We start from the raw sequence: 15,692 nt of genomic DNA, 5'->3' as shown, positions 1-15,692 counted from the left end.
CGTATACGGCGGTTCAGGTTATGCGATTAAGCCGGTTTATCGTATCCAGTATCGAAACCACCCCGAGTCGATCCCATAGCTTCTTCGGTAGCGCCTGATTCATATGTGACGCTCCCGAATTCCACCATGGGCCTCGGCCATTGACCGCTGATTTCCACGCCCGCGCCTCGTCGATTCCCAAACGTATCAGGTTGCGCGCCCTCGTAGAGGGCCGCTTCCATTGACGCCAAATGACACAACGAAGTTTGTGACGCACCCAGCCATCAAGCTCCTCAAGTGGCCGCTTGCTCTGACTCAGCTTGAAGTAGCCAACCCAACCACGCAGCACGGGGGTCATTTGCTCAACGATATATCTCATTGAGCGGGCCCGTGTCCGACGCAAGAGCTCCCTGAGTCGGTCGCGCAGGCGGTGCAGGCTTATACTCGCTACCCTCAGCTTCGGCTGTTTATGCCAGCTCATCCCATAACCCAAGTAATCACAGACCCAAGGCCGTGCCACACGGCTCTTTCCCCGATTCAGTGTCAGTTTCAGACGCTGAGTCAGGAAGCGCTCGACACTGACCATGACCCGTTCGCCTGCTCGACGACTACGTACATAAATGTTCGCATCATCGGCGTAGCGCACGAAGCGATGGCCCCGCCGTTCCAGCTCGCGGTCGAGTTCGTTGAGCAGGATGTTCGACAGCAACGGCGAGAGCGGGCCACCTTGCGGTGTCCCTTCCTGCCGTCGGCTGACGAGTCCGCCCGACATCGTTCCCGCTTCGAGGTAGCGACGGATCAGCGTGAGCACACGCTTGTCTTCGATTTGACGCGCCACGTAGGCCATCAGGACATCGTGGTTGACCCGATCAAAGAACTTCTCCAGATCAAGTTCCACGCACCAGCGGTGTCCCGCCGCCACGTGGCCGCGAGCGGTTTCGATGGCTTGGTGCGCGCTTCTACCCGGACGAAAACCGTAGCTGTAATCCGAGAATAGTGGGTCGAAGATCGGCGTGAGCTGTTGCAGTAGAGCTTGCTGGATCAGGCGATCCACGACACTGGGGATTCCCAGCTGTCTTGTTCCGCCTTTGGGTTTGGGGATTTCGACGGCGCGTACACCTTGCGGGTGATACTCGCCGGCCAGCAACCGCGTCTTGAGGATCGGCCAATACTGTTTCACATAGTCCGCCAATTGGTCGACCGTCATGCCATCGGCACCCGGTGCGCCCTTGTTGCTGACTACGCGTTGATACGCACGTCTGAGGTTGGCCGGTGCAAGCACCCGCGCCATCAGCGTGTCCGGCTCCGCGTTCGTCCACGTCATAGACGCCGCCGATACCTGTGCGCTGTCAGCCGTCGCCCTAGGATTCTGTCCGGGACTCGGGGTAACAGTCTTCTCTGGGAGAAATTTCTGCATTTCGGTATTCAACGAGACTTTGACGCCTACTGGCGGCATAACTTGTTCGGCCCTTGGTGACGGGGTTATTCGCCACTTACTACGGCCTCGGCTGACTTCTGTAGATTCATCCCGTCGCCTCTCGACGCTCGGTAGCACAGCGGCAAACCTACAGATCTCCCAGGGTAATTCGCGCGACCTTCCTGCTTATGCCTGTCGGATTTACGTCACAGCGTTCCGTGCAAGTATCGGGCTTTAACGGTTTGGGCCGTCTTACCCCGCTGCGCCGCCTCTATCCGCTTCCTGTTCGTCAGGCCAGCATTTTGCCTCGGGCTTCCTTCAGATTCGCAGTCACCCGCGACACCCTTGCCTTTGGCTAACACTTCCCCTTGCCGGGTGTGTAGAGGACTTTCACCTCCAAGTCACCAGCGTGGCCACCACAGCCAAGCTGGTTGCGCTTGCGCGCAACGCGCCATGCCTGGCGCACCCAATAAAAAGCCCCGGTCAATTGACCGGGGCTTTTTCATTTCAAGCGTAACGATTTACGAAGCCGAAGGCACCGCACCTTGCGATACGTTGGTCGGCTGCAGCTTGAACACGTAGAACAACACTGTCAGCAACACCAGGAACGCCGGCCCCACATACAGCGCAACGCGGGTGTCCGGGAAGTAAGCCATCAGGCCGACCACCAACACCAGGAACGCCAGCGCCAGGTACGAGCTGACCGGGTACAGCCACATCTTGTATTTCAGGCCGGCCCGTTCGCTGGCGCTCAGGCCTTTACGGAATTTGAGCTGGGCCAGCAGGATCATCACCCAGGTCCAGATGGCGCCGAAGGTGGCAATCGCCGTCACCCAGACGAAAACCTTCTCAGGTACCAGGTAGTTGAGCAGTACGCCCAGCAGCAAGGCGAAAATCGACAGCAGCAGTGCACGACGCGGCACGCCGTTGTTCGAAGTCGTGGCGAAACCGGCCGGGGCCTGGCCGTTCTGCGCCAGGCTGTAGAGCATGCGCCCGGTGCTGAAAATGCCACCGTTGCAGGACGACAGCGCCGCGGTGATCACCACAAAGTTGATGATGCCGGCGGCGGTCTTGATGCCCAGACGCTCGAACGTCATCACGAACGGACTGCCCTGGGTGCCGATTTCATTCCACGGGTAGATCGACAGGATCACGAACAACGCGCCGACGTAGAACAGCAGGATCCGCCAGAACACCGAGCCGATGGCATTGGGAATGGTCTTCTGTGGGTTCTTCGCTTCACCGGCGGTCAGGCCGATCATCTCGACGCCGAGGTAGGCGAACATCACCATTTGCAGGGACATCAACACGCCTTGCACGCCGTTGGGCATGAAGCCGCCATGGGCCCAGAGGTTGGAAACCCCCAGCGCCACGCCGTCGTTACCGAAACCGAACGCGATCACACCGATGCCGCCAACCACCATCGCAATAATGGTGACGATCTTGATCAGGGCGAACCAGAACTCGAATTCACCGAAGGCTTTCACTGCGATCAGGTTGATCGAGCCCATGCTGACCAGCGCCGCCAGCGCCCAGATCCAGCGCGGCACCTCGGGGAACCAGACGCCCATGTACACCGCCACCGCGGTGATTTCCGCGACGCAGGTCACCAGCCACAGGAACCAGTAGTTCCATCCGGTCAGGAAGCCCGCCAGGGGACCGAGATAATCCTGGGCATAACGGCTGAACGAGCCGGCGACCGGGTTGTGCACCGCCATTTCGCCGAGGGCACGCATGATCACCAGGATCGCCAGACCGCCAATGATGTAGGACAGCATGATAGCCGGGCCGGCCATTTCAATGGCCTTGGCCGAACCGAGAAACAGACCGACGCCGATACAGGCACCGAGCGCCATCAAGCGAATATGCCGTTCGCCGAGTTCGCGTTTAAGCGGGCCGCCTTGAGCGGTCTCGCCGTGGGGCAGGTGATTGCCGACTGGCATAGGGGTACAACCTCGTCTTGTTATTGGATATGACCACCGAGTGTCGAAGCCCTGACCGATAAGCCAGTGCTTGCCTGAAACCGGCTCTGCTTCGTGGGCAGAACCGTCCTGTAGGACAAAACCTCCAGGATCAGCGGGGCATGCAGTATAAAAAGCTGACGGCAGAGATTTTCACTCTACAAATCACAAAATTCAGGCGTACATCTCGATAAAAATGCGATTTCAGGAGATGGATTGTCTGGATTTGTAGGATTTTTCGCCATTTGAAACGCCGCCGAGTATTGCACGGTATTGGTGCAGCGTCATGCCCCTGCCTACGTAGTATTTACGTCATGAAGGCTCTAGTTAGCGTGTTTCAGCTTCCACGAACTTCTGTGGCCATTTCGATCCTGTGGCGAGGGAGCTTGCTCCCGCTCGACTGCGCAGCAGGCGCAATTCAGCACATAAGTTTTACCTGACAGAGCACGATTACATTGATCAGGTCTGCTTCGCAGCCCAGCGGGAGCAAGCTCCCTCGCCACAGGAATTGTGCTGCTAATTGGACTTTCGGAAAATTCACTCAAAGTTTGAGGCGTCGTGTAGGTCGAGGTGTGGCTAGCGTGAATGGAAATCACTATTTCCAGGAAGCAAAGGAATGCACCCACGACCCAACTCGCACTTGCTACGCCATGGACGCGTTTCAGAAAAAGGCCGGGCCTATCTCATAACGGCAGTTGTGCATCAGCGTTGCCAGATTTTCACCAACTGGCGATTGGGTCGCTTGCTGGTTGCGGAACTCAGACGCGCCCACGAACAGGAATGGGTCAACTCGATAGCCTGGGTGGTCATGCCGGACCACTTCCATTGGCTGGTGCAACTTGAGCAGTGCACCTTGGCGCACCTCATGCAAGCGACCAAATCACGCAGCACACTTACTATCAACCAAGCGCTGCGCCGCGAAGGCGCATTCTGGCAAACCGGCTTTCACGACCGGGCAATCCGTGATGGCGAAGAGCTCCTGCCCTATGCTCGTTACATTGTTGCCAACCCATTGCGTGCGGGACTGGTCGGGAAAATCGGCGATTACCCCCTCTGGGATGCTTGTTGGCTCTAATCAACTGACTCCACACGTCCCTGTGGCGAGGGAGCTTGCTCCCGTCGGGCTGCGAAGCAGACCCGAACCCTGAACATGCGGGTTCTCTGAATGATTCGGTCTACAGGTTTTTCGACGGCTCCGCCCGAGCGCGAACCGGCGGGTGGGCCGGCGGGTGGGCCGGCGGGAGCAAGCTCCCTCGCCACAATACTGACATTTGGTTCTCCACAATTTTTTCACCATCGCCAACCACCGTCTAAGCTTCAAACAAGTCCGATCAATCTGCGTGAATGGATCAGTCGACTATGGGTGCTTTGTGGCAAACCGATTCGAGTAAAACTGTGGTTCCGACTGAACGTTTGGATGAAGCGCCTTTACCTGAAAAACCTCGCCGTAGTCGCACGAAACACGGCTGGGGCGCCTTCTGGTTGTTGCTGTTGATTATCGCGATTGTCGTGGGTCTGGCTGCCGCCAAGGAAATGCGCACCTCGAAGCTTCAATCCCGGGAAGCCAGCAAATTTGCAGCGACCCTGAAATATGATTTGCAACCCGGTCCCAGCGACGCCATTCGCTACCCCGGCACCGGGCCGTTCGATCTGCGATTGGGCTACAGCTCGCTGGGTGAATTCCTGCCGCGATTGCTCAAGCGTGATTACGTCATCTCGGCCCAGACCCGATTTTCCCAGGCGCTGATGGACTACAGCGACAACGGTCTTTTCGTGCCCTACCCGGAGAAGATCCAGGCCGGGTTGTTGATCACCGATTGCCGGGCGGCACCGTTGTATCAGTACAAATATCCGCAACAACTCTATTCGAGCTTTGATGCAATCCCACCCGTGGTCGTCAACAGTTTGCTGTTCATCGAAAACCGCTTCCTGCTCGACCCTCGTCAACCCCGGGCCAACCCCGCCGTGGATTGGCCACGGTTCGGCATGGCCGCGTGGTCGCAGGTTGCCAAGTTGCTGCACATGCCCGGCCAGTCAGCGGGCGGCAGTACCCTGGCGACGCAACTCGAAAAATACCGTCATTCACCGGATGGCTTGACGGTGTCGGGTGGGGAAAAAATCCGCCAGATGATTTCCGCCACCGTGCGCGCCTATCAGGCCGGCCCGGAAACCCTTGAGGCTCGCAAGAACATCGTGCGCGATTACCTTAATAGCGTGCCGCTGTCGGCTGTGCCGGGGCACGGCGAAGTCCATGGCATGGCCGAAGGTCTGCGTGTCTGGTACGGCGCCGATTTCAACAAGGCCAACGAGGCGCTGGCCAGTACTGCCACGGACCCGCAGAGCCTGGCCGCCAAAGGCCTGGCCTTGCGTGAGATGCTGTCGTTGATGATCGCCCAGCGCCGCCCTTCCCACTACCTGACCAAGGGCCGTGACGAACTGGCCGACCTCACCGACAGCCACATTCGTCTGTTGGCACAGAACAATGTCATCGATGCGCCGTTTGCGGCGGCCGCACTGGCCAGCAAAGTGACCTACCGCGACTGGCAGACCCAGCCGACCATTCAACCGATCGAAACCAACAAAGGCATCAGCGTGGCGCGCAGTCGACTGGGCGGCTTGCTCAATCGGCCGCTGTACGACCTCGATCGCCTCGATCTGTCGGCCACCACCACCCTGCAAGGTGACCTGCAAACCCAGGCCACCGAATACCTCAAGCATTTGGCCGACCCCGCCTTTGCCGCGCAAATCGGCCTGATGGGCGAACGCCTGCTCACGCCCACCAGCACCACGCAAGTGCGCTATAGCTTCACGCTGTTCGAACTGACCCCGGACGGCTCGCGGGTGCGGGTGCAGACCGACAGCACCGATCAGCCATTCGACATCAACGAGGGCAGCAAGCTGGAGTTGGGCTCCACCGCGAAAATGCGCGTGCTGACCACTTATCTGCAAATCATCGCCGAGCTGCACGACAAGTACGCCGAAATGACCGTACCGGAATTGAAGAAAGTCGACGTCCCGGATCAGGATCGCCTGAGCCGCTGGGCTGTCGATTACCTGATTGAGAACAAGGACCGAAACCTGCCGGCCATGCTCGGCGCCGCGCTGGACCGCAAATACTCCGCCAGCCCCGGCGAAGCTTTTTTCACCGGTGGCGGGCTGCACACCTTCGTCAACTTCCGCAAGGAAGACAACGGCCGCCTGCCGACCCTGCGCGATGCCCTGCGCGAATCGATCAACCTGCCGTTCATTCGGCTGATGCGCGATCTGGTGCGCTACACCACCTACTCCGGCCCGAACAACAGCGCTGCACTGCTCGGCGACGACCGCGATCCCCGGCGTCAGGAATACCTGGCCGAGTTCGCCGACCGCGAGGGCACTTCGTTCCTGCTCAAGTTCTGGAAAAAGTACAAGAACAAGGACACCCAGGCACGGCTCGAAACGTTCCTCGACAGCATGCGCCCGACGCCGATCCGTATAGCCGCCGTGCATCGTTATCTGCTGCCGCAGGCCAGCCAGGAAAGCTTCAACACCTTTGTGCGCGCGCACCTCACAGGCGTCAAGCTCACCGAAAAACTCACGGATGAACGCCTTCAACGGCTCTATGAAAATTACAGTCCCGGCCGCTACGACTTGCCGGATCAGGGCTTCATCGCCAAGGTTCACCCGTTGGACTTGTGGCTGATGGGCTATCTGCTGAACAACCCGGATGCCAAGTGGAGCCAGATCGTCAAGGCCAGTCAGTTCGAGCGTCAGGAAGTCTACAGCTGGCTGTTCAAGAGTCGTCACAAGGGCGCCCGCGACAGCCGTATCCGCACCATGCTGGAAATCGAGGCGTTTCTCGACATTCACGCGCGCTGGCAGAAAGTCGGCTATCCGTTCGATCACCTGGTGCCCTCGCTGGCCACCGCCATCGGCAGTTCCGGCGACCGTCCGGCGGCGCTGGCGGAGCTGATCGGCACCATTCTCAATGACGGCGTGCGCATGCCGACGTTGCGCATCGACAGCCTGCATTTCGCCGCGAATACGCCCTATGAAACCAAGCTGATCAACGATCCGGATGTGGGCAAACGGGTGATGCCCTCCGAAGTCGCCACGGCCATGCGCGAGGCCTTGTCACAAGTGGTCGATGCCGGTACGGCGAAACGCGTTTCCGGCAGCTTCATCACACCCGATGGCAAACCGTTGGGAATGGGTGGCAAAACCGGGACCGGGGACAACCGCATCGAAGCCATTGGCTCCGGTGGGCGAATCCTGAGTTCGAAGTCGATCAACCGTACCGCCACCTTTGTGTTCTTTATCGGTGAAAGCCACTTCGGCACGATGACCGCGTTTGTGCCCGGGCGCACGGCCGAAGCCTTCAAGTTCACCTCGGCGCTGCCTGTGCAGGTGCTCAAGGGCATGGCACCGATTCTCACGCCGTATCTGCAACCCGGCACGCATACCCAATGCCTGCCGGTGGAGGTGGCACGACGCTGATAAACAATGGCGGTAATTAATTATTTTCAGCATTGATAATTCCAATGTCTTTTCACAGAGGAACGCGGATCAAGCAGCGGTAATTCAAACTTTTACTTTGAGCCTCGGGCGTTAGGCTGGTCACTCCACTTAATGCTCAAGGTTTATGAAAAGCATGACTGACTTACACGGACGTATATCAGCGCTACCGACACCCGGGGACGACGACAACAAAGGCCGCCACTACGCGTTCATCAAGCGCCGTATCCACCCCGCTTTCAAGGGTGCTTCGCTGCGACGGATTCGGGAGCTGAGCCTCACTCGAGCGACTTCGGGGCATTGGGTACAGACCACCAGGGATTTCGATCACACGCCGTTACAGGAAGCCAACCTTGAACTCTGGTCCGCTCAAGACACAGTCGACCAGGTCATGGAAAAGGTGCAAGGCGTTTACGAGTTCGCCGAACCGTTGCTGACCGACGCGTTACTGAAACAGTTCGGTGTCGACGTCGATGTAAAGACAACCTGCTTGTACCTTTATCTACCCAAACAGCTTCCCTGGTATGCCAGCAACATCAACGGCGTGGTGACCCGAACCGTTTCCTTGCTGGACGCGGCACTGCATAACTTCTCGAGCAAGGAAACCTGCGAGGTCGACTCGAATTACATCAGCCAGCCTGATGCGCTCGGGCACTTCGACATCCTGCCGATCAAACGCAAAATGCCCATTGCCCGGTTCCAGAGCCTCTGTCGCGAACTGGATATCGGGGCGCGTTACACGAAGTACCTCGAAGAACAGTTGCTGCCCAGTGACGGCCTCGCGCAGGTTGTTTTGAAACGCAAGATCGTCGAGAGCGAAAAAGCCGCGTTCAAAGCGGCCGCTGAACTGGCCGTTCTGACAGGCGAGATCGATGCCGAGGCCCGCGATCTGGTCCTGAAGATGCTCGATGGCCAGCGCAACCTGACCCGCAAAGGCCGGGTGATGCACTTCGCCGAATTGTCCATTCTCGACAGCCTGCTGACCGGAATCGTGTTGATCGCACCGAGGCCGGAACAACGCATCCGTGACGTGACACCGGTGATTGTTTACGTCCCGCAGGACCCTGAGCACCCGTTGAAAGAGTACCCCTCGACCGTCGCGTTCATGAATGAACTGACGCGTCAGTTGCGCGACAACGACATCGCATCGTCCACCGGCATGACCTACCAGCAATACTTCAGCCGGTTCGTCGATCAATCAGATCGAGGGCATTTTTTCGGTGGGCTGCAACAACGTCTGTTCGAGGTGAAATGGCATCAGAAAGAGCCGCTGGACCAGGGGCCGAGTTGGCGGGAAGTGCCGGTTGACAACCCTAATCTGCATGTCAAGGCCGCACCGATTCCCGGCGAACTCTGGGAGTACCTCTTCCAGCAAAAACTCAACAAAGTCCTTAATGACGCCCGGCACATTGCGGTGTCCACCGCCGATGCCGATTCCAATGCCCGATGGGCCTGGTGGGATAACTTCAAGAAAATAGTCTCGGACATCTTCAACATCGCCCTGATGGTCGTCACGCCGTTCGTTCCCGGGCTGGGTGAAATGATGATGGCCTACTCCGTGTATCAGATGACCAGCGACGTCGTCGAAGGCATTGTCGACATGACCTTCGGGATGTGGACCGAAGCCGGCGAACATATTGCCGGTGTGGTCTCGGACGTTCTTTCGCTGGTGGCGTTTGCCGCTGGCGCGAAGATCGGAAACCTTGCACGCCTGAAACTGTCGCCGCTGATCGAAGGCATGAAACCGGTCACCCTGCCCAACGGCGAACCCCGGCTGTGGCATCCCGACCTCAAGCCTTATGAGCGGGCCGATGTGAAGTTGCCGGCTGACGCCAGCCCTGACGCGCTGGGACTGCATGCCCACGAAGGCCAGGACATTCTGCCACTGGATGCCAAGCACTACGCCGTGCAAAAGGACCCGCAAACCGGCAACTACCGTGTCAAACACCCACATCGCGACAATGCCTATTTACCCGAGATAAGACACAACGGCCGCGGTGCCTGGACTCATGAAGCCGAGAACCCGCGAGCATGGGATCGACCGACATTGATGCGTCGCCTCGGCCACTCGGTGGATGGCTTCAACGACCTGCAACTGGACAACGCTCGCATCGCCAGCGGCACTGACGACGCTGCGCTGCGCCGGATGTACGTCGACAACACCGCCCCGCCACCGCTACTGGACGACAGCCTCACACGCCTGAACATCCAGCAACAGACCCGACAAGCCATTGAACGGATTCGCACCGGCCAGCCCCTGGATCCTGCGTCCTGGTGGTTTGAACCCCTGGCGACTTACCTGGACGGCTGGCCGGCGGATAAAGCCCTGAAGGTTTACGAAGACGTCGACATGAGCGGCCGGTACCGCCAGTACGGCAATGCCGAGGCGAGCCAGGCGCAGACGCTGTCCACCAGCCAGTCGCAGCTCATGAGCGAGCAGTTTGCGCCCAGGCTTGTCGAGTTCCTCAGCGAGGAAGAGCTGCAAGCGGTGCTCGGCCGGTCAACCGTCAAAAGCGAACGGGTGCAAGCATTGCGTGATCGTCTGGCGGACGAAGCCAGTCGACTGAACGCTGACATCGTCAATCAGCTTTACCAAGGTGCCCAACCGTCCGACGATCCGCAGATCCGGCTCGTTCGCCAGGCATTTCCCGAGCTGCCAAGCCGTGCGGCACAGACGCTGCTGAACAGTGCCGACGCTGCCGACCTCATGCGCCTGAGCGAGGAGCAACGTCTGCCGTTGGGCCTGAAAAGCCGAGCGCGTGAAGCGGCCTTCGAAGCCCGGACCAACCATGCGTACGAAGGCTTTCATGACAGCGCGCAGTGGGTAGCGGAAACCGAACGCCTGGTGCTGAACGCATTGAGGATTCATACCGACACGTTCGCGCAATTGCGCATCGAGGTTCGCGAAGGCAACGATGCCGGCCCCTTGCGCAGCAGCGTGGGTGCACACGATTCGGCGACGGTCCGGGTGCTGGTCAAGGATGATGTGAACCAGTTCGAGGTCTGGGACGCCGCCAACCACAAACTGCACGAAGCCGCGGATTTTTACGAAGCGGTCCTCAACGCGTTGCCGAAAGACAAACAGGCGCAGCTGGGTTATCGGCCGGGCCAGGGTGCCTTTCTCAAGCAATGGGTGATGGCCAAGACCGAGACACCGGCGCAGCGCCGCACTGCCCTCGCCGCACCGCCGATCCGCCCGACGGCGGACCACGAAGCCATGATGCTGTTGCGCGGCCCCGGTTTCTCCACGACAGCCGCCACACTCACCGAACGGGTGCAGGATATATACCCCCACTTCAACGAACGCGAGGTCAATACCTTCGTCCGCTCCCTGGGATCGCAGGAACAGGGGCATCAGACACTGACCCGACTGGACCGCGAACTGGATGACCTGCGGGTGCTGTTCAATCGCTGGCGCTACCAGCAGCCGGACAGTTGGGGCCCGGATCAACGCGGATTCATGAACAGCGGCGGATTGCACATCGTTGAACGGTTCATCGATTGTTTCAAACGCAAGTCCACGGTCTTTGGTGAGCGCAGTCTCACAGCCGACGGCGGTTATGCGCTGGACCTGTCCACGGAGTTCGAGGTGCTCGACCTCGAACGCTGGTGGAAGGATCTGCCGGAGATCAGACACTACCTCGATCAGATCAGCACCTTGAATCTGGACCGCACGACCTTTTCTGAAACCGCCTCCGGCCTGTTGAACGACTTCCCTCATCTGCGGCAACTGAGCGCCCGCAGTTGCGGGTTGACGCGACTGCCCGAAACCATTGGCAAGATGCACCACCTGCAAACCTTGCGGCTGATGAACAACGACATCACGTTGACCCCGTCCGCCGTCGAGCAACTGCGCAACCTGACACGCCTGGAAACCCTCAGGCTCGATGACAACAGGCAACTGGGCAGGCTCCCGGACGTCGGGCGCATGCCCAAACTGAGAATCCTGAGCTTGAGCAACACCGGGGCCACCACCTGGCCCGATGGCCTGTTCGGCCCCTTCAACAAGCGTCGACCCCGTGGCTTTTTTCTGGATTTGCAGGAGAACCCGATCAGCGTCATTCCGACGGTTGTACCCGGCTCCGAGGATGCCTTCCTCCTGGCGCGGACCCGCTTGTACGAAAAGCAACTCTCGGACAAAAACCTGGTCATTTTCAAAGCGTATCGACGGTCAGTCGGCATCGCACCCAAACAGGTCTACGCCGACGCTGCACGAGACACGATGAACCTGTGGCCGATGAAAGACGACTCGGTCTGGTGGAGTGCCGAGGTCTCAGGGCTGGGGACTTTTCGGGAGGAAGCCTGGCACGATCTGATGACCGAGCCTGGCTCTGAAGATTTCTTTGCCTTGATCCAGAAGCAGACCCGCTCGGCCGATTACCGGGCCGGCGGCGAATTGCGCCAACAGCTCAGCAGCCGGGTATGGCGCATGATCGAAGCCATCGATCTGGACACCGGGTTGCGCAAGGATCTGTTCGAAATGGCCAGGGCGCCCACCACCTGCGCCGATGCCGGGGCCCAGGTGTTCAACCACATGGGCATCAAGGTGCTCGCCTCCGAAGCCTATGCCCTGTCGACGTCCAACGCCGTCCTTGAAAGCAAACTGGTGAACCTGGCAAAGGGCGCCGCTCGCCTTGCGCGCGTGGATGACATTGCCCGTGCCGATTTCGGCAGCCGGCCCGGCAATCCCGATGAAGTGGAGGTGTACCTCGCCTACGAAACCGGCCTGGCCCAGCGCCTCGGTTTACCCTGGCAATCGGAGTCGATGCTGTATCGCCGTGTAGCCGGCGTAAGCGCCGAAACCCTCGACACGGCCTTCGAGACGGTGATGTCGATGGAAGCGGGCGATGGCTTGGTCAACGACATGCTGGAACAGCCGTTCTGGCAGAAATACCTGCGTGACACCTACCCGAACGAGTTCCGGCGCAACACCCGGCTGTACGAAGCCAGGAGCGACTTGCTGGAAGCGTTGCGCGAAGTCCAACACGCCTGGGCCAACGCCAAAGGCCAGCAGATTGCGCAACGACGCGCACTCAAACAACGCCTGCTGGACCTCGCTCGCCGACTGGATATTGATGAGAGCGTGGTACTGACTGATCAAGACATGACCGATGAGGTCTACGGCGGATTGCTTCACGACATGGGCTACGAAGAAAAAGAGCTGAGCAGAAAGCTGACCCGTGCAGCGCTGCAAAAAGACGCACAGCCGTAATCGGCAAAACCCTGATGCATCGAGTGATGCATCAGGGTTCAACCCTTAACCCACTTCCGAATCCCAGACGACCGTGACAAGGCCGGAGTAGGATCGGGCGATACCGGGCTTGAGCATTTCCTCGACCTCGTCCCGGGCAATCTCGAAGTGCAATGTTCCCGGCCTGCGATCGACATAAAAGCGTGGCTGGAACAGTTCGGTGCCAATGCCGTCGCGCCGCAACGGTCGGCGGTTGACCGGTTGCGCGGTGGCATCCACCAGGCCATTGGGCAGGGTCACGCTGACGTCGAGCGGTACGAAATGACCGGAAACCGGGTCGCGCACCGAACAGCGGTTACCGTCCATGGTGTACTGGCAGTCGAGGTTCATCTTGAAGCGACTCGACGAAGACACATTGAACGTCTGATCCCGGAACAGCCGTGTCGGCTTGCGCCCCTGCGTCAGCCACGCTTGCCAGCCGCCCTGCGGGACCAGTTCAACGCGATTGCCACCCGGTGGGATCTCGACCTTGAGGGTGTGTTGCACTTCCAGCGTGAAATTCAGCAGGAGTGTCGAATCGGTTGGCTGCATGACGTCACCCATATCGAAATCGCCGTTCGGTCCGACGCTGTAGGTCAGGCGTCCCGAATAACGGCCCGAAGACATGCCCAACGGGTTCGGTGTGATCAGTTCATAGGCGAAAGCCAGATAGCTGTAACGCAACCAGGGCACGTTGAACCTGGCCTGCTTATCGCAGCTGGCCTCCGCGGGTGTTTTCCAGAAAAAGCCATAGGTATTCGACCCCACAAGCCCTACGCCACTGTAAAGACAGGGAGCGGGCGCATACACCCAACTGGCGCCCCAGAGTTGAGCGTGAGCAAGTTGATAGCTGCTCCCTCCACCGACAAGACTGAGAACGTCCTCCGTCACATACCGGGAGCCCAGACCTGCAATTCGAACCTTGACCGTCTCGGGTTCGCCCGTCGTTTCATGCACCACGGACAACTCACGCCACTGTGCAGGGACCTTGAACGTGGCACCCTGGCGCGACGACGGGTGATTCGCCTGGATCGGCGCATTGGAGCTGAACTGAATCGGCACGCGCAGGCTGAACATGTCGTTGTCACGGCACTCGCCAGGGTAACTCGCGCAATAACCACTGGAAGGTGTGTCATTCCTGAATTTATTCTGCTGAGGGTTTGCAGAATCCGGTCTGAACGACGCCAGGATCGAGACTTCTTCCGACCAGGCTGAAGAACAGGTGAGCAACGATAAAATCCCGATCCCGACACAGCAAAGTACCTGCCGCCCCATGCCATGTGAATGATTCATGTTTTTTCCTCTGAAACGAGTCAGGTCAACAGCCAATCCTGCATGGCATCACGCACCCGGCAGCACTGCGTTGAAAATCAAATTGACGCTGCCGAAATAGCTGCCCGGTTTATAAATCCCATCCACAGGCGGCATCGGCACGATCTCCAGCAACACACGTTTACCCGGCGCGGCATCGCTCATCGACACCACCTCGCTACTGTTCAGTTCATTCAGCACATGGCCGTTGAACAGCACGCGCAAACCAATGTCATGGGCATCCGTCCCGTTGGACAGATAGGGCCTGCCCTCAAGGCGGGCTTCGATGGAACCGGACTCATTCTTGACATCGAAATACTTGCGCAAGCTGCCCAACGTCGAGGTCGCCAGATTCCATGGCAATTTCTGTTCGCGATGAATCCAGCCAGGGTCAGCGGGGATGACGTAGAACGCCTGGCTCGGGATCGTCACGAACACGTCGAATTGATGCACCTCGCGAGCGGCAAACGCCGAACTGCTTGCCCACAGAACCAGCGCTGGCATCAGCAATACCATCAGTTTTCTGAACATGATCATCAGCCTTTCACGTCGAGTTTCTTGCTGCTCTCGCCTTCAACCAGGGTGAAGCGATACTCGCGACCGGCCTGTTTCTCGAACTCGAAACTGCGGCCCGCCAGAATGTGATGCTTGGTAGTCGGCTGGCAGTCCTGTTCTTTCTTGACCGCGCAGTCCTTGAATTCGTCGATCACCACCACGGTGTTGCCGTTGTTGCGGATACGGTAACGGCTCGCGTCGTTCTCGATCACGCTGGCGTAACGCGTATCCTTGGGACGGACGAAAAACACCGCGCCATACCCGGCCAGCACCGTGACGCCGGCGGAGAGGGTTTTCTTGTATTCCTCGCGTTCTTCACCCGAGACCGCGAATTCGTCTTCCTTCTCGGGCACCACCGGCACGAAACGCACGCGGAAGTATCGCTCGCGATCACGCTCGCCCATGTACAGCAGTCGCGTGCCCTGCATGCCACCGGCGGGCACGATCAGCCGCGCCGGGCTGGCCATCAAGCCGTCCCGGGCGCTGCCGTCGGCACTGGATTCGAGCGGCACTTCCTGCGACTTGCCGTCGGCGTCATAAAGGATTTCCAGGATGTTGACCTTGACGAACGCGGTGCTGTCGCCGCCGTTGAACACGCGTTTCAAGAACGTACTTTTGTCGCCATCCAGATAGTCGTAAACCGTGCCGATATTGATGCTCGGCCCAGCGTGTGCGATTTGTGCAACCAGTAAAAAACCAAACAGTGCCAACAGGGATTTCATTGTTCTGAACCTCGTCAAATGAA

General features: G+C 59.0%; 8 protein-coding genes. 3 read left to right on the top strand and 5 right to left on the bottom strand.

Annotated elements, in window-relative coordinates; genetic code table 11:
- Window positions 1–13: 13 nt before the first annotated feature.
- Together ltrA and ACM6I5_RS16020 are read right to left on the bottom strand one after the other, a co-directional pair.
- A complete protein-coding gene (ltrA, locus tag ACM6I5_RS16025; protein WP_414884208.1) occupies window positions 14–1,435 on the bottom strand; it encodes a group II intron reverse transcriptase/maturase in 1,422 nt (473 codons plus the stop codon).
- Window positions 1,436–1,917: 482 nt separating this feature from the next.
- Window positions 1,918–3,339 (bottom strand): amino acid permease, encoded by a 1,422-nt coding sequence (locus tag ACM6I5_RS16020; RefSeq protein WP_414880566.1) that lies wholly within the window; start codon window positions 3,337–3,339, stop codon window positions 1,918–1,920.
- A gap of 634 nt (window positions 3,340–3,973) precedes the next feature.
- Between ACM6I5_RS16020 and ACM6I5_RS16015 the strand changes: the two genes are divergently transcribed.
- From ACM6I5_RS16015 to ACM6I5_RS16005, 3 genes are all read left to right on the top strand, one after another.
- The gene (locus ACM6I5_RS16015) at window positions 3,974–4,432 is read left to right on the top strand and encodes an REP-associated tyrosine transposase (protein WP_414884207.1); all 459 of its coding nucleotides are present in this window, start codon (window positions 3,974–3,976) and stop codon (window positions 4,430–4,432) included.
- Between the two features lie 284 nt (window positions 4,433–4,716).
- Window positions 4,717–7,833, top strand: coding sequence for a transglycosylase domain-containing protein (locus ACM6I5_RS16010; protein ID WP_017340610.1), 3,117 nt, complete (start codon window positions 4,717–4,719; stop codon window positions 7,831–7,833).
- Window positions 7,834–7,987: 154 nt separating this feature from the next.
- The gene (locus ACM6I5_RS16005) at window positions 7,988–13,063 is read left to right on the top strand and encodes an NEL-type E3 ubiquitin ligase domain-containing protein (RefSeq protein WP_414884206.1); all 5,076 of its coding nucleotides are present in this window, start codon (window positions 7,988–7,990) and stop codon (window positions 13,061–13,063) included.
- Window positions 13,064–13,108: 45 nt separating this feature from the next.
- Here ACM6I5_RS16005 and ACM6I5_RS16000 read toward each other — a convergent pair whose 3' ends face one another.
- From ACM6I5_RS16000 to ACM6I5_RS15990, 3 genes are all read right to left on the bottom strand, one after another.
- Window positions 13,109–14,356, bottom strand: coding sequence for a hypothetical protein (locus ACM6I5_RS16000; RefSeq protein WP_414884268.1), 1,248 nt, complete (start codon window positions 14,354–14,356; stop codon window positions 13,109–13,111).
- Between the two features lie 66 nt (window positions 14,357–14,422).
- Entirely contained in the window at window positions 14,423–14,923 is a 501-nt protein-coding gene (locus ACM6I5_RS15995; protein WP_031319102.1) for a CS1 type fimbrial major subunit, read from the bottom strand.
- A 5-nt stretch (window positions 14,924–14,928) separates the two neighbouring features.
- Window positions 14,929–15,669 carry a molecular chaperone gene (locus ACM6I5_RS15990; protein WP_414880563.1) on the bottom strand — a complete coding sequence of 247 codons (741 nt, stop codon included), beginning with the start codon at window positions 15,667–15,669 and terminating at the stop codon, window positions 14,929–14,931.
- Window positions 15,670–15,692 lie beyond the last annotated feature (23 nt).

The organism is Pseudomonas sp. IT-P171, assembly GCF_949767765.1.
Classification (GTDB): domain Bacteria; phylum Pseudomonadota; class Gammaproteobacteria; order Pseudomonadales; family Pseudomonadaceae; genus Aquipseudomonas; species Aquipseudomonas fluorescens_B.
Note: the sequence above shows the minus strand (reverse complement) of the source record. Positions and strands in the feature narration are given on the sequence as shown.